The organism is Sulfitobacter sp. (assembly GCF_036961165.1).
Classification (GTDB): Bacteria; Pseudomonadota; Alphaproteobacteria; order Rhodobacterales; family Rhodobacteraceae; genus Sulfitobacter.
Window position 1 is genome coordinate 60,527 of record NZ_JBALVJ010000014.1, and the last position, 15,010, is coordinate 75,536.

Annotated in this window: 18 protein-coding genes; 12 read left to right on the plus strand and 6 right to left on the minus strand. The window is 56.9% G+C overall.

What is annotated here, in order from left to right:
- Window positions 1–35: 35 nt before the first annotated feature.
- The 8 genes from V7730_RS08980 to V7730_RS09015 all read left to right on the plus strand — a co-directional run bounded on the left by V7730_RS08980 (window position 36) and on the right by V7730_RS09015 (window position 6,917).
- Complete coding sequence (locus V7730_RS08980) at window positions 36–833, plus strand: S49 family peptidase (RefSeq protein WP_335747258.1); 798 nt, start codon at window positions 36–38, stop codon at window positions 831–833.
- Window positions 834–1,001: 168 nt separating this feature from the next.
- Entirely contained in the window at window positions 1,002–1,955 is a 954-nt protein-coding gene (locus tag V7730_RS08985) for a calcium/sodium antiporter (RefSeq protein WP_335747276.1), read from the plus strand.
- Between the two features lie 10 nt (window positions 1,956–1,965).
- A complete protein-coding gene (locus tag V7730_RS08990; protein ID WP_335747259.1) occupies window positions 1,966–2,745 on the plus strand; it encodes an SDR family oxidoreductase in 780 nt (259 codons plus the stop codon).
- A gap of 284 nt (window positions 2,746–3,029) precedes the next feature.
- Window positions 3,030–4,895, plus strand: a complete 1,866-nt coding sequence (gene uvrC / locus V7730_RS08995) for an excinuclease ABC subunit UvrC (RefSeq protein ID WP_335747260.1) — start codon at window positions 3,030–3,032, stop codon at window positions 4,893–4,895.
- A 137-nt stretch (window positions 4,896–5,032) separates the two neighbouring features.
- Window positions 5,033–5,698, plus strand: a complete 666-nt coding sequence (gene pgsA, locus V7730_RS09000; RefSeq protein WP_335747261.1) for a CDP-diacylglycerol--glycerol-3-phosphate 3-phosphatidyltransferase — start codon at window positions 5,033–5,035, stop codon at window positions 5,696–5,698.
- Entirely contained in the window at window positions 5,698–5,943 is a 246-nt protein-coding gene (gene moaD, locus V7730_RS09005; protein ID WP_335747262.1) for a molybdopterin converting factor subunit 1, read from the plus strand. Before pgsA ends, moaD begins: the two co-directional genes overlap by 1 nt.
- Before the next feature lies 1 nt (window position 5,944).
- Complete coding sequence (locus V7730_RS09010) at window positions 5,945–6,388, plus strand: molybdenum cofactor biosynthesis protein MoaE (protein WP_335747263.1); 444 nt, start codon at window positions 5,945–5,947, stop codon at window positions 6,386–6,388.
- 82 nt (window positions 6,389–6,470) lie between these two features.
- A complete protein-coding gene (locus V7730_RS09015; RefSeq protein WP_335747264.1) occupies window positions 6,471–6,917 on the plus strand; it encodes a universal stress protein in 447 nt (148 codons plus the stop codon).
- 7 nt (window positions 6,918–6,924) lie between these two features.
- Here the strand turns inward: V7730_RS09015 and V7730_RS09020 are convergent, their stop codons facing one another.
- The 3 genes from V7730_RS09020 to ubiA form a co-directional block, all read right to left on the minus strand.
- Window positions 6,925–7,251 (minus strand): hypothetical protein, encoded by a 327-nt coding sequence (locus V7730_RS09020; RefSeq protein WP_335747265.1) that lies wholly within the window; start codon window positions 7,249–7,251, stop codon window positions 6,925–6,927.
- A complete protein-coding gene (locus tag V7730_RS09025; protein WP_335747266.1) occupies window positions 7,248–9,146 on the minus strand; it encodes an OmpA family protein in 1,899 nt (632 codons plus the stop codon). Before V7730_RS09025 ends, V7730_RS09020 begins: the two co-directional genes overlap by 4 nt.
- Before the next feature lie 63 nt (window positions 9,147–9,209).
- A complete protein-coding gene (ubiA, locus tag V7730_RS09030) occupies window positions 9,210–10,184 on the minus strand; it encodes a 4-hydroxybenzoate octaprenyltransferase (RefSeq protein ID WP_335747267.1) in 975 nt (324 codons plus the stop codon).
- A 12-nt stretch (window positions 10,185–10,196) separates the two neighbouring features.
- On the opposite strand from ubiA, the gene V7730_RS09035 reads away from it, so the two are divergent.
- The 4 genes from V7730_RS09035 to V7730_RS09050 are packed head-to-tail and all read left to right on the plus strand — an operon-like array spanning window position 10,197 to window position 13,738.
- Window positions 10,197–10,922, plus strand: coding sequence for a 16S rRNA (uracil(1498)-N(3))-methyltransferase (locus V7730_RS09035; protein ID WP_335747277.1), 726 nt, complete (start codon window positions 10,197–10,199; stop codon window positions 10,920–10,922).
- Window positions 10,922–11,788 carry a GNAT family N-acetyltransferase gene (locus V7730_RS09040; RefSeq protein WP_335747268.1) on the plus strand — a complete coding sequence of 289 codons (867 nt, stop codon included), beginning with the start codon at window positions 10,922–10,924 and terminating at the stop codon, window positions 11,786–11,788. The genes V7730_RS09035 and V7730_RS09040 overlap by 1 nt, the downstream gene beginning before the upstream one ends.
- Window positions 11,785–12,312, plus strand: coding sequence for a hypothetical protein (locus tag V7730_RS09045; RefSeq protein WP_335747269.1), 528 nt, complete (start codon window positions 11,785–11,787; stop codon window positions 12,310–12,312). The genes V7730_RS09040 and V7730_RS09045 overlap by 4 nt, the downstream gene beginning before the upstream one ends.
- Before the next feature lie 55 nt (window positions 12,313–12,367).
- Window positions 12,368–13,738 (plus strand): glutamate--cysteine ligase, encoded by a 1,371-nt coding sequence (locus V7730_RS09050; protein ID WP_335747270.1) that lies wholly within the window; start codon window positions 12,368–12,370, stop codon window positions 13,736–13,738.
- An 8-nt stretch (window positions 13,739–13,746) separates the two neighbouring features.
- On the opposite strand, the gene V7730_RS09055 is transcribed toward V7730_RS09050, so the two are convergent.
- The 3 genes from V7730_RS09055 to V7730_RS09065 form a co-directional block, all read right to left on the minus strand.
- The gene (locus tag V7730_RS09055) at window positions 13,747–14,325 is read right to left on the minus strand and encodes a DUF805 domain-containing protein (RefSeq protein ID WP_335747271.1); all 579 of its coding nucleotides are present in this window, start codon (window positions 14,323–14,325) and stop codon (window positions 13,747–13,749) included.
- Between the two features lie 135 nt (window positions 14,326–14,460).
- A complete protein-coding gene (locus V7730_RS09060) occupies window positions 14,461–14,796 on the minus strand; it encodes a hypothetical protein (RefSeq protein ID WP_335747272.1) in 336 nt (111 codons plus the stop codon).
- Window positions 14,797–14,826: 30 nt separating this feature from the next.
- Window positions 14,827–15,010 (minus strand): hypothetical protein (locus tag V7730_RS09065; protein WP_335747273.1); only part of this gene is annotated, 184 nt, incomplete at its 5' end.

Consider the following 15,010-nt stretch of genomic DNA (forward strand, 5'->3'; position numbering starts at 1 on the left):
TTGTTGCGAGGCGTGCAGGGCTCTACATGTGAACCATGAAACAATGGCTTCCCTTTATAAAAAGCGATCCGACAGTAGCGGTAATCCGTTTGTCGGGCATGATTGGCACTTCGGGTCGTGGGGCGCTTAACGATCAAAGCCTTGGGCCTGTGATCGAAAAGGCGTTCTCAAGAGGTAAGCCCGTTGCGGTCGCTCTTGAGATAAACTCCCCCGGTGGCAGCCCTGTGCAATCTTCCTTGATAGGTGCGCGCATTCGGCGGCTGGCAGAGGAAAAGAACATTCCTGTGCTCGCCTTCGTCGAGGATGTCGCGGCATCAGGTGGCTACTGGTTAGCCGTTGCTGCGGATGAGATTTATGCTGATACGTCGTCTGTCGTCGGCTCAATCGGTGTAATCTCGGCAGGTTTTGGTCTGCATGAGCTGATGGCAAAAAACGGGGTGGAGCGGCGGGTCTATACCGCAGGCAACTCCAAATCTATGCTGGACCCGTTTCGCCCCGAAAAGCCTGAAGATGTCGCGCGGCTCAAAGATTTGCTTGAGGACGTTCACGCGAATTTCAAAGAGCATGTGACCGCCCGCCGTGCTGGCAAGCTGGTGGAAGACCGTGATCTGTTCTCCGGAGAAGTCTGGCTGGCGCGCAAAGCGATAGAGGTCGGCCTGATCGACGGTATCGGCCACATCAAACCGCACCTGAAAGAGCGCTTTGGCAAGAAGGTGAAGCTGCGTAATTATGGCGCCAAACAAGGGCTGTTGAGCCGTTTTGGTGCGCGTATTGTCGGTGATGCCTTGAATGGTATCGAAGAGCGGGCGCAATTCGCTCGGTTCGGGCTCTGATATGATCCTAAAGATTGTTGCTTTATTTCTTGTGTTTATAGGTGTGCTTGGCTGGTTTGGCAAAATGCATTGGATCGGTGGCAAGACGTTGACCCAGCGCAAATGTAAGAGCTGCGGTCGCTACCGTATCGGTAAAGGGCCCTGTGCCTGTGGAGGGAAACGGGGATGATGACTGCGTGGTTGCTGTCGGGGCTAGGGCTACTGATACTGTTGTTGGCGGGGGATGCGCTGGTGAAAGGCGCAGTGAACATGAGCTTGCGCATTGGTATTCCTGCGTTGATCGTGAGTCTGACCATCGTCGCCTTTGGTACCTCCGCGCCAGAGCTTCTGGTCTCGATCAAAGCGGTGCTGGATGATGTGCCGGGGATTGCGCTGGGCAATGTGGTCGGGTCGAACACTGCCAACATCCTGCTGGTATTAGGCATCCCTGCGCTGCTTGCCACGATACACACGTCCGAATATAATACCCGAAAATCATTCAACCACATGATCGCGGCGACGGCTCTGTTTATTGCGCTGGCTTATCGCGGTGTCTTTGACTGGATCGCTTCCATTGCTTTGCTAACTGCGTTGTTTGCGATGCTCTATGACGCCGCGCGTGATGCGCGCGCGCATAAAAAAGCAGATGCTGTGGCCTGTGAAGAAGGCGATCTGGAAGGCGCGGACCCGGACATGCCGGGGTGGCGCATCGGGTTGTTTCTGCTGCTTGGGCTGATTGGTCTGCCGCTAGGCGCCTCTTTGCTGGTCGATAACGCAACGATCATCGCCAAGGAATTCGGCGTTAGCGATACAGTGATCGGTCTGACGTTGGTTGCCATTGGCACGTCGCTGCCAGAGCTTGCAACCACTGTCATGGCGGCACTGCGCCGACAGGCTGATGTGGCGCTTGGTAACGTGATCGGGTCGAACATGTTCAATCTGCTGGCGATCATCGGCATTGCTGGGCTAGTCGGGCCGATCGAAGTTGATCCCGCTTTCCTGCGGTTTGATCTGTGGGTCATGCTCGGGGCTTCGTTGCTGCTAATCCCCTTCGTCTATTTGGGCCAAAACATCACCCGCCTCTGGGGAATCGTGCTGAGCGTACTATATGCCGTCTATCTGTTAGTAGTTTTGGTAGGCTGAGGATTTTCAAATGAAACGAGCATTAGTTACCGGCGCGGGCAAGCGACTTGGCCGTGCTATGGCGCTGTATCTGGCGCAACGGGGCTTTGACGTTGCTGTGCATTATGCCACCTCCGCCGAGGCTGCCAATGAGGTTGTCGCTGAGATAGAGGCGATGGGCCGGCGCGCTGTCGCGTTACAGGCGGATCTGCTGGACGTTGATGCGATGGAAGGGTTGCTTCCCGCTGCCGCTAAGGGCCTTGGTGGGCCGATCACGTGTCTGATCAACAACGCTTCGATCTTTGAATATGACACGCTGGAAAAGGCCACGCGCGAAAGTTGGGACAGGCACATCAATTCAAACCTGCGCGCACCCTTTGTTCTTAGCCAAGCAATGGGAGCACAGGGGCTTGAGGCGAAAGTAGATGATGCCGAAGAGCCGATCGCCGCTGGCTTGATAATCAATATGCTGGACCAGCGTGTCTGCAAACTGACGCCTGAGTTTATGACCTATACATTGGCCAAAATGGGCCTGTGGGCATTGACCCAAACCAGCGCTCAGGCGCTTGCGCCGCATGTTCGCGTCAATGCCATCGGACCTGGGCCGACTCTTCAGGGCAGCCGCCAGTCGCGCACCCATTTCGACGCACAACGTGCTGCCACTATTCTGGAACGTGGTGCTAACCCGTCGGACATTACGGCCGCTCTCGGCTACTTTCTGGATGGCCCAGCCGTGACTGGGCAACTGCTATGCGTGGACGGAGGGCAGCACCTTGGATGGCGGACACCTGATGTTTTGGGGTTCGAATAGAATTGCATTCTTGCAAAGTTTTGCACGTAGGGACGTAAACAAGGCGATTTGTTACATTTTTGGGCCTGAAAAATCCATTTTACATTTCTGAAATAAAAATATGTTGTTAAAACAGTGACTTGAGTAAGTGCCTAAAAATTAGACAAAGTAACGAAGCGTTTAGAATATAACGAAAAATTCCAAAACTCCAAAAGTTATCAATAGAGTTATCCACAGGAAACGGGGACATGTTTACGGTTGATGCAACTGCTAAAACGTGAGCAGAAAAGGAGAATCAAAAGCACATGACTGAAGCGGAGCAAACCCCGGCCACCGGCTATGAGGTAATCCAAGGATATCTCAAAACGCTGGATGGTTCTCCAGGGGTGTACCGCATGCTCGATAGCGAAAGCCGTGTGCTTTATGTGGGCAAGGCGCGCAATTTGCGAGCAAGGGTTAGTAACTATGCGCGGACCAGTGGACACAGCCCGCGCATCGCAAGGATGATCTCCAACACCGCCTCGATGATGTTCCTGACCACACGTACTGAGACCGAGGCGTTGCTGCTGGAACAGAACCTGATCAAGCAACTCAAGCCCAAATTCAACGTGCTGCTACGTGATGACAAAAGCTTCCCCAATATTCTGGTCACCAGCGATCACGACTACCCGCAGATCAAAAAACATCGTGGTGCCAAGAAAGAGAAGGGAGCCTACCATGGCCCCTTCGCCAGCGCCGGTGCGGTGAACCGCACGTTGAACCAGTTGCAGCGGGTCTTCTTGCTGCGTGACTGCTCCAATTCTCAATTCGAGAGCCGCACGCGCCCTTGCCTGCAACACCAGATCAAGCGGTGTTCCGCCCCGTGTGTGGGTAAGATCAGTGCCGAAGCCTATCGCCAGACAGTTGAGGACGCGCAGAAATTCCTTTCGGGAAGAAGTACGGGAATTCAGACAAGACTGGCAGCCGAGATGACCGAAGCCTCCGATGCGATGGAGTTTGAGCGCGCAGCCGCATTGCGCGACCGGATCAAGGCACTGACGCAGGTGCAAACCACGCAAGGCATCAATCCCAAAGGCGTGTCAGAGGCGGATATCATCGGATTGCACATGTCCGACGGACAAGCGTGTGTTCAGGTGTTTTTCATCCGTTCCGGCCAGAATTGGGGCAACCACGACTATTATCCCCGTGTCGGGGATGATGTGGAAGCGGCCGAGGTGCTGGAGGCATTCATCGGCCAGTTCTATGACCAACGCGACCCGCCGCGCCAACTGATCCTGAGCCATGAAATAGAGAACCCTGAACTGATGGCTGAGGCGCTTGCAACCAAGATCAACCGTAAGGTCGAGCTGTTGGTGCCGCAAAAAGGTGAGAAAGCAGAGCTGGTTGACGGCGCCTTGCGTAATGCCCGTGAAAGTCTTGCCCGCAAGATGGCAGAAAGTGCCACCCAGACCAAACTTCTTAAAGGGCTGGCGGACGCGTTTGAGCTGCCCAAGCCGCCTGAACGGATTGAGGTTTATGACAACTCCCACATTCAGGGCGCTTTTGCCGTAGGGGCGATGGTGGTTGCCGGGCAGGAAGGGATGATGAAGAATCAATACCGCAAGTTCAACATTCGCGGTGATGATCTAACCCCCGGCGACGACTTTGGCATGATGAAAGAGGTCCTGACGCGCCGGTTCAAACGGCTGATCAAGGAAGACCCCGAGCGGCGCGAGGGCCACTGGCCGGATCTGCTGTTGATCGACGGCGGTGCAGGGCAGGTGAGTGCTGTGCGTGAAATCATGCGCGAATTCGGGGTGGAGGATATTCCGATGGTCGGTGTCGCCAAAGGCGTCGACCGCGATGCGGGCAAGGAAGAGTTCCACCGCACTGGCAAACCTGTCATGGCGCTGCGGCACAACGATCCGGTCTTGTACTTTGTGCAGCGGATGCGGGACGAGGCGCACCGTTTTGCTATCGGGACGCACAGGGCAAAGCGGGCAAAGGCTGTTGGTGCGACGCCTTTGGATGATGTGCAGGGGGTTGGTGCTGCGCGCAAGCGGGCGTTGCTGGCGCATTTTGGTTCAGCCAAGGCCGTTAGCCGGGCAAATCTGCACGATCTAAAGGCGGTCGAAGGTGTTTCTGATGCTTTGGCCGACACGATCTATGCGTATTTCCATGAAAAAGGCTAAGCTATCTGAGGTTTGCTTGGTGAAAATCAGGATTGTGCGCAAAATGAAGGCTTCGGGTCTGCGATTTTCTTGACGCGTGTGTGGACTTCAAAGTCTTCGCGCTTTTACGTGATTGCCGGTGGGTGTAGGATGCAATTATGAAGTGGAATTTACCAAATATTCTAACCGTCATGCGGCTGCTTGCAGCACCCGCAGTGGCCGTGATGTTTTTATACTTTACCCGACCATATGCCGATTGGTTCGCGTTGGTGCTGTTTGTAACTGCGGCGGCGACCGATTGGATTGACGGTTATCTTGCGCGGGCCTGGAAGCAAGAGACCAAGCTGGGTGCGATGCTGGATCCGATTGCCGATAAGGCGATGGTTGTGATCGCACTGATGGTGATCATCGGCTTCTCAAGTTGGTCAGCCTGGCTCGTATTGCCTGCCACCGTAATTCTGTTCCGCGAAGTTTTCGTGTCCGGTCTGCGAGAATACCTCGGTGATACGGCTGGTACGTTGAGGGTTACAAAGCTGGCGAAGTGGAAGACTGCTCTCCAGATGACAGCGATTGCGGTGCTGTTCAGTCAGGGTGTTTTCGAGCACTATCTCGGGATGAGCATCTACGGCATGGATGACACGCTGGTTCAGGACATCTTGAAAGGTAATGAAGAAGACGTGTTTGGCTTGCGCTGGAAGGTTGTCGCGATGGAGTGGTCTGGCCGGATCGGACATTGGCTACTGTGGCTGGCGGCAGCTCTGACGGCTGTGACGGGCTGGGACTACCTGATGAAAGCCATGCCGCATCTCAAGGAGGGCCGGTAGTGGACGTATTGTATTTCGCATGGGTGAGGGAGCGTATCGGCGTGCCGCGCGAAGTGGTGCAGACGGATGCTGCCACGGTAGCCGATCTCGTATCCGAGCTGCGCGCGCGTGAAGAGCGCTATGCCGCCGCATTTGAAGACCTCTCTGCATTGCGTGTCGCGGTTGATCAAGAACTGGCTGACTTCGATGCACCGCTTGCTGGCGTGCGTGAGGTGGCGTTCTTCCCGCCGATGACGGGGGGGTGATATGAGGATTTCCGTTCAGGAAGCGGCATTTGATCTAGGCGCGGAATCGGCGGCTTTTGCGGCGGGACATCGCGATATGGGCGCGATTGTCACTTTCACCGGTTTGGTGCGCGATCTGCCAGATGACAACATGCACGCAATGGAGATCGAGCATTATCCCAGCATGACCGAGAAAGCGATCACCGACATGGCGCAAAGCGCGGTCGAACGCTTTGGGCTGGGCGATGCCTTGATTATCCACCGTCACGGGCGACTTCAACCGGGCGAGATGATCATGATGGTGGCAACAGCGTCGCGGCACCGCAAGGATGCATTCGAGGCGGCGATGTTTTTGATGGATTATCTGAAATCCCGCGCACCATTCTGGAAGCGCGAAATCTCGGCCACCGGGGCCGAATGGGTTGCTGCGACGGATGAAGACGAAGCGGCGTTGTCCCGCTGGTAGAAAAATCGGCATTGATCCACATCAAGGATGAAATACCCTGCGTCTGTTAGGCTAGTGTCATAACTTCACAGGAGGATATCGCGTGTTTAAATCGATTGTTGTCGGCGTTGATGGGTCAGAGGCGTCTGATAGAGCGCTACGCGTTGCCTGCGGTATCGCAAAAGAATCAAATTCCAAGCTCCAGATTGTTCATACGCCTAGGGACGAAACCGTCACCTATGCGGCTGATGCGATCTCGGGGTTTTATGTTGGGCCCAATGCAGCACAGCAGGAACTGCTGCGCGAAGCTGCGGAAAAGCTATCCGAGCGTGCATTGGCCGTGGCGGCTGAAGAAGGGGTGAAAACTGTCGAAGCCCATATCGGCCACGGTGATCCAGCTCAGGACGTATTGGACCGTGCGGAAAAAGTTGGTGCTGACCTTATCGTGACAGGACGGCGCGGGTTGGGAAATTTCAGTGCTTTGGTGCTGGGCAGCACATCCCATCAGATCAGCAAACACGCGCATTGCGCCTGCCTGACCGTTCCATAGGGAGCAGTCAGCTTGCGCGCTGGCTTTCAATGTAGGCGCGCATTTCCTCGGCCTCGTGACGTGCGTCGCGCAGGCCATCCATAGCTGCGCGTAATTCGGCCTCGGTCTGGGATAGCTGATTTGTCAGCTCTGCTTCGCGCTGTTGCAGGTAGGTGATGGCCTGATCGCGCGTTTCTTCTGCTTCATGCAATTCTTGGCTCATCCGGTCCAGTTGCGCCACATCATCCGCAGCAACCCGCGTAAAGCGGTGCAGAAGCCAATTGGCGAACCAGCCCATGCAGAAGGCAACAAAGAGAATGATGGCGGTCGCGACGACAAATTCAAATCGGCTCATTCGGTGGCGCTTTCTTCGGTCGGCGTATTTGGTGCTGTATCGCTGCTTTGTGCGGTATTTTCCAGCGTTGTTTCACTTGGCGTTGCAACGGTATCGGGGCGGATAAGGCGGAACTCGATGCGGCGGTTTGCTTCGCGTCCTGCTTCGGAGTCGTTGCTGGCTACCGGGCTGGCTTCTCCGTACCCTACTGCTTTGAAGGTGCCGGTCACAACCCGGCGCGCGCGTAATTCATTCAGAACAGATTCGGCGCGGCTTTGGCTAAGGGCAAGGTTCATCTCTTCGCGGCCTTGGCTGTCGGTGTAGCCCTGGATTTCCAGCCGCAACTCACCGCAGCGTTTCAGGACGGCTGCGATATCATCCATCGTTCCCAAAGCCGATGCGTCAATGGTAGCCGAGCCCGGCTCGAAGTTGATTTTGCCGGCAGCGACGATTGCGCCGATCTCGGCCTCGCATTCGTTCGGTGTGGGCAGACCCAGCACAGGATCGAGCTGTTTCTGATAGGTAACGTTGACATCAAAGGCAGTGCCTTCGCCCAGCTTTCCAGCCATCAATGAGGCAAGCTCAGTCGAGGCGTGTGGGTTGCCGGTGTTGCCGGTCAGTACAATGTTGTCAGGCGTCACAGTCAACGAGCCGTTGCTGAGTTTGCCAAGACCCTCAAGCCCGGCCAGAACACGGGTCGTCCAGTCCGCAGGCAGATCTTCGACAACGCGGGTGGCAGTGTAGACATTGGTCGAGCCAAAGCGGGCTTTTGCAAAGCTGGTTGTTAGCTCACGCAGGGCGTCGTCGTTGACGCGGCCGCGCAGCTGTACTTGGCCCTCGGGGCTAAGCGTGGCGTTGAATTCTGGTGGGCCAGCGTTGGGATCTTGTGCCTGTGGCAGTTTGGCTTGCAGGGCAAACACGCCCGGAAGTGCATTTTCCAGCTCTCCCACGATGGTGTCAAAGTCGGACTGACTGATGTTTGCCGAGGCCAGCAGGGAGATATCAGCGTCCACAATGGTGATCGAACCTTCGCCGAGCTTGGCCAGCGCGTTTATGGAGGCAGTGACCGCATCGGCCCATTTGGGTGTTGGAACGCCAAGGCCAACGGTACAACGGGGCGCTTCTGCACCTGCCGCTTTCGCAGCTGCGACGATCCGTTCGGCGGCGATGTCGGTGTCGGCCGAACAGGCGTCAAAACTTGCACCCTCTTCAGTGATCTGAAAGCGGGTGGTGAACGGGGTAATCACAGGCCGGGGGGCGGCAATATCAAGTACCAAGGTAACTTGGGACGGCACCATGCGGCGCAGATTTTGCTCCAGACGGGCCTTTTCCAGTGCGCTGTCAGTGATGGCAGTGATCGCCACGCGGTTGGCTTGAACGGAAACTTTGGCGCGGGGCAGGCTGCTCATGGCAGACAGTGCAAAATCCAACGCGCTGTCCCAGCCTTCAGGCGCGGGGTAATCGGCGGTTTCAATCAGGTCAGTAACGCCGGTTGACCCTTCGAGGCTATTAAAGCGCGCAATCACATATTCTTTGTCAGTGCTTGCCGGAATCAGCCCGATGACGGACAGGCCGCTGTCATTGCGTAGGATTTCGGCCGAGAACTTTGGTGGGGCAAGGGCTTCTTGCGCGGCCACGCCCATGTCATCAATCACCCGCGCGGCATCTACGACAGAACCGGCGGTGGTCAGCGCAGAAAAGCGTACAGCTTCGGTAGGTGCAGTGCCCGAGAGCGAGACTTGCAAGCCGTTCGCCTCAACCTCAGCCCAGGTCATCCCCTTCTCATCCAAGGCATCACGCACGCCGATTTCAGAGGAGTCTTCAATTAGGCTGACGGAAAAGTTGGCCGCCACAAGGGCTACCACTGCGGCAGCGGCGAAAGTCAGGAATATTGTAAGCAGCGATGAGAGGCGCATGGGCACTTTCGTAACAGTTCAATAATTAGGCATGGTAGTACGCCGCTGACGCCCTTGGTGCAATCACAGGAACAGCGCTGCAGCAAAAAACAACAGCGGAATCATGCCGGTGTCGCGATTGACCCTGAACAATTGCATCATTTTTTTGGAATTGTGGATGTCGAGCCCGCGCAATTGCCACGCCATGTGCCAGCCCATCGCCCAGGGCCCCGCAATTGCAACGGCCATCGCCAGCACAGATGCATGCGGCAGGGAGGCAAAGATAACGGCTATGCCCATCAGTCCGACAGTCCCCATAAGAAAACGGCGCAGCCATTGACCAGAGTTCTCCCCGAACAGTCGCGCGGTGGATTTAACCCCGATCAGCGCATCATCTTCGGTGTCCTGATGCGCATAGATCGTGTCATAAAACAGCGTCCAAGCGATACCCGCCAGATAGAGCACCACCGCAGGCGCATCGAGCCTACCTGTGTGAGCAGTCCACGCCAGCAGCGCGCCCCAGTTGAACGCAAGCCCCAGAAAAACCTGCGGCCACCACGTAAATCGTTTCGCGAAGGGATAGATCGCCACGGGAACTAGCGCGAGAACCCCCAGCCGGATTGCGGCAGCGTTGAATGACACCAGAATTGCAAACGAAATGAGCGCCTGCGCAATCATCCAGGCGGTGGCACCTTTGATGCTGACCTGACCCGAAGGGATGGGCCGCGACCTTGTGCGCGCAACCTGCGCGTCGATATCTCGGTCCGTGATGTCATTCCACGTGCACCCCGCCCCGCGCATCAAGAACGCGCCAATCGCGCAGCCGATGAAAATCCACAGATCATGCCAGTGCGTCTGGCCATCATAAAGCATGGCCAGCGACAATCCCCACCAGCAAGGCAGCAGCAAGAGCCAAGTGCCGATCGGTCTGTCGGCACGGCTTAAGCGCAAATAGGGTCGCGCTGCGGCAGGTGCATAAAGGTCAACCCCGTTGCGCGCATAAGCGTCCGCAACCACGCCATCTTCCGCAGGCTCTGGTGGTGGGGCGTTGTCTTGCATATATCTATCCTTATGGACGCGAAAATCAGATTGTATGTAGAGCACCCTTTGGGTGAGGGGCAATCGGTTCCTTTGGACCGAGGGCAGGCACATTACCTTTTTGGGGTGATGCGGCAGGCAGTGGGCGCGCAGGTGTTGCTGCTTAACGGGCGTGATGGTGAATGGCGCGCCGAGGTGGTTGAAGCAGGCAAGCGCGGCGGTGTGCTGAGTTGTGTTGCGCAAACCAAACCTTTGCAGATGCCCCCTGACCTATGGCTGTGCTTTGCGCCGATCAAAAAAGCTCGCACTGATTTCATCGTTGAAAAAGCGACAGAGATGGGCGCAGCGCGAATCGTGCCGGTGCAGACAGAGTTCACCAACTCGGGCCGTATCCAACGTGACCGCCTCCAAGCACATGCGGTCGAAGCGGCAGAGCAATGCGGCGGAACCTTTGTGCCCGAAGTGGCTGATCTAAGCCGTTTCGACCGGTTACTTCAGGACTGGGATGCAAACCGTCAAATCATGTTCTGTGATGAGGCACTGGCTTCTTCGCGTTCCTCAGCCCTTGTCGCGGGTGCAGTGGGGCCATGGGCCATCTTTATCGGACCAGAGGGCGGCTTTTCCGAGCGTGAGCGCGCAAAGCTGAACGCGCTTGAGCATGCCGTTGCGGTATCACTGGGGCCACGAATCCTTCGGGCGGACACAGCGGCCGTCGCCGCGATGACGGTTTGGCAGCAGACCTATGGCGACTGGACCTGATGGCTTGCTTTGTGCAGCTACGCGAGGCGGGGCAGGCAGACGCAGCCGCGCTAGACGCCTTTTTGGCCCAATATGGGGAAACGTCGATGTTCCTGCGCGGCAATCTCGTGGCGCACGGGCTGGGCAACCGCTGGCATCGACACGGCACAACCTACTGGCTGCACGAAAATGAAGGGATAGTCGGCGTGGTCGGGTACTCCAACGGCGGCTATCTCATGTGTCAGGCTCCTGATGCGAGCGATACTTTTTGGTGCGCAGCGGCGCTTGCGTTGAGGGGACGGGCAATTGCCGGTCTCACCGGCGTGCCGGAACAGGTGGACGCGTGGATCAACGCCTTGGACTTGGCGGAGGATGCTTTCAGCGTGCGGGATACGGACCCGCTTTATCATCTGCCGCTTGATTATCTAAAAACGCATGACAAGTCTGGTTTACGGCTGCGCAGACCCGGCCCGCAGGACGTACAGATGTTGGCCGAATGGTTTGACGGCTTTGCCCGTGATACAGGAATGATGCCTGCTGGCGGAATGTCAGGGACTATGGCTGCCGAGGTTTTCACTGCGCATGACGCGGCTCGAATTCTTGAACGAGACGGAACGCCGGTCGCGATGACATCATTGAATGCGGCTGTTGGTACGACCGTACAAGTCGGGGGCGTTTATGTTTCGCCTGCTTATCGGGGGCGGGGGCTTGGCGGGGCGATTGTTGCGACCCAATTGTTAGAGCAGCGTCGTACGGGTGTTGAGGCCGCGATTCTTTTTGCCGCCAATGCGATCGCCGCGCGCGGGTATGAGTGTATCGGTTTCCGCCGTATCGGCAGTTACGCTGGCCATGCTCAAGGCACCTGTTGTGATAGAAGGAATACGTGATGTTTTTCCGACCTGAAGCGAAAGCCGCTTTGTGGCGCTGGCGCGAAGTACTGGTTGCTGCCGCTTTGGCGCTGCTGGGTCTTTGGTGGATTATTGGACCGGGCCGTTTGCTGGCGGTGCCAGGCTGGGCCTTGGTGCTGGGTGGCGCCGCGCTGTGTTTTGTTGGCGTGCAGCGTGCACGGTTTCGCGGCACGGGTGATGGTCCCGGTGCCGTTCAGGTGGATGAGGGCCAGATTTCTTATTTCGGCCCGCTCACGGGGGGCGTGGTTGCCGTGCAAGCGTTGGAGCGACTGACGCTTGATGCGTCGTTGAAGCCGGCGCATTGGCGGTTGGACGCACCCGGGCAAGCAGCAGTGTTTATACCGGTAAATGCAGCTGGATCGGATGCGCTGTTTGATGCATTTGCGCGGCTTCCGGGCCTGCGTACAGAACGGATGCTGGCAGAGTTGCGGTCCGGAAAGGGCCACACGGTTGTGATTTGGGAGCGCAAACCCTTGCGTCCTGCCCACACCCTGCTGCATTGACGACCAAGAGAAACTCCGCAAGGCTGCGGACTGAACCCTAAGCGGAGTGCCAAGCATGTCTATTCCACAATCCGGCGGCGGCCCGATCGAACATTTTGACCAATTGGCACAGTACCTTGCCGATGGCTGCAAACCCAAGGACCAGTGGCGCATCGGCACCGAGCACGAGAAATTCGGCTATTGCAAAGACACGCATTTGCCGCTGCCCTATGAGGGCGAACGCTCGATCCGCGTGATGCTCGAAGGTCTGCGTGACAGACATGGTTGGGCCCCTGTGGAAGAGGGTGGCAAGCTGATCGGGCTGGAAAAAGACGGGGCAAATGTCTCGCTTGAGCCGGGCGGCCAGTTGGAGCTTTCGGGTGCTCCGGTCGAAACCATCCATGAGACTTGCGATGAGGTGAACATTCACCTGCGCGAAGTCAAAGACGTGGCCGATGAGATCGGCGTGGGCTTTATCGGCCTGGGCGCTGCCCCCGAATGGACCCACGAGCAGATGGATCTGATGCCCAAGGGCCGCTACAAGTTGATGAATGACTACATGACAAAGGTCGGCACAATGGGCCGTGTCATGATGCGCCGGACATGTACGGTTCAGGTGAATCTCGACTTTGGGTCTGAGGCCGACATGGTGCAAAAGATGCGCGTAGCGGTGGCGTTGCAGCCGGTTGCGACTGCTCTGTTCGCCAATTCACCGTTTTTTGAAGGTAAGCTGAACGGCCATAAGTCATGGCGCAGCCGCGTGTGGCGCGATCTGGACGCTGCGCGTACCGGCATGATCCCTTTCGTGTTCGAAGAGGGTTTCGGTTTCGAAGCTTGGGTGAACTACGCGCTCGATGTGCCGATGTATTTTGTCTACCGCGATGGCAAATACATCGATGCGCTGGGCATGTCATTCCGTGACTTCATGGCAGGCAAGTTGCCCGCGCTTCCCGGTGAGACGCCAACGCTCAGCGATTGGGCTGATCACCTGACCACCGCTTTCCCTGAGGCGCGGATGAAGAAATATATTGAAATGCGCGGTGCCGATGGCGGCCCGTGGCGGCGTCTGTGTGCATTGCCCGCTTTTTGGGTCGGGTTGATGTATGATCAAAACGCGCTCGACGGTGCGTGGGATCTGGTCAAAGGCTGGGATGCGGAAACGCGCGAGGCGATGCGCGTCGCGGCCTCCGTTGATGGTCTTCAGGCCGAAGTGAACGGGATCAAGATGCATGACATCGCCCGCGAAGCGGTCGCTTTGTCAGAGGCCGGGCTGAAAGCGCGGGGCCGCAGCGGGGCAGGCGGGCTGGTCCCGGACGAGACGCATTTCCTCAACGCGTTGAAAGAGAGTATCCAAACCGGCAAAACGCCTGCTGATGAACTTCTTGATTGCTACCACGGTGAGTGGAACGGCGATCTTAGCCGGATCTACGACGACTTCTCCTACTAGGAGCAGTCTTAAGAGGCCGACGCGGATTTCAGGACTTTGCTGCGGTAATAGTCATAAATTTCCGCCTTGCGCGTAGCTTGCATTTCTTGTGTCACGGGTTTGTTGCTATCAAACAGCGTGGCATAGCCCTGCATGGCGCGTTTATGCACATCCACAGTCAAAGGCTTGCCAGTCGGGCTGGCAAGCGGCCCTTTGGGCGTGCCATGCACCGACGTCCTGTTGCTGGACGGCAGGCAGTACATCACCAGAAGCGCAAGCGGACCGACAAATGGCACCGCGTTAAGCAGCCAGAAAAAGCCGGAGAACCCGGCATCGTGCAAGCGCCGCACGGATAGCGTTGTGAATGGAATGGCTGTGATCAAGCTGTAATAGGTTGTGTAAAAATCGAACGGACGCAGGGCGTAAACCGCGGCCGGATCGCCAGAGCTTGTGATCGCAGTAATCATCATGGCATCGGCACCGACGGCTACAGCACCCAAAACTGTAAAGAACAGCGTCACCAACCAGAACTCGGTACGGGTGGCACGGCCTTTGAAGCTGAAAATATGGACGAACGCCAGATTCAGCGCGGTCAACGGTCCTGTCATGACACTTCCCCAATTTGTTTAGGGTAGCTTGGCGCGGGTGCATGGCGCAAAAAGGGGCGGAATGTGTTCAGTTTGCGACCAACGTAAAAAGGGCCCGCTCTAAATGCAGGCCCCACTCTGCGTCAGACAGTCGTTTCAGGCAGCAATGCGCTTTGCATCATACATCAAGGCACGCAGGGTCCCGACCGCTTGGGTGAAGCCAAGCCCGAGGCAGAGGGCCGCAAAGCCCAATGCGCCAAGAAAGCTGGCAAACGGCGTGTGCTCAAACAATTGCAAAGCCGCGCCGATCAAAATCACTCCGCCAGCGCCAATTGCGCAGAACCCGGTCGCGATGGTTACAGCGCCCGCACGGGCGGTGGTGCGACTTTGTGGGCAATCACCCAGCAGGGTGCCAATGCGCAGGATCATGGCTGCGAGGGCTACCAGAGCAACGAAACCAAGGGCGATATACAGAAGAGCTAAACTAAACATGGTGTGGGTCCTTCCAGGATCATCGTGGGGTTAAGACGGGCGCGGCTTTGCATAGAAGTCGCGGCGAAAGCGTTGATAGATGCGGCCAAAGAAATAGTGAAGTGGTCCGGCAAAATTGGACAGCGTGCTAAGATCTATCCAACCCGAACGAATGGATATGAGAATGACAAAGCGACGGAACTTTTCAGATACGTTTAAAGCTGCTGTGGCGCTT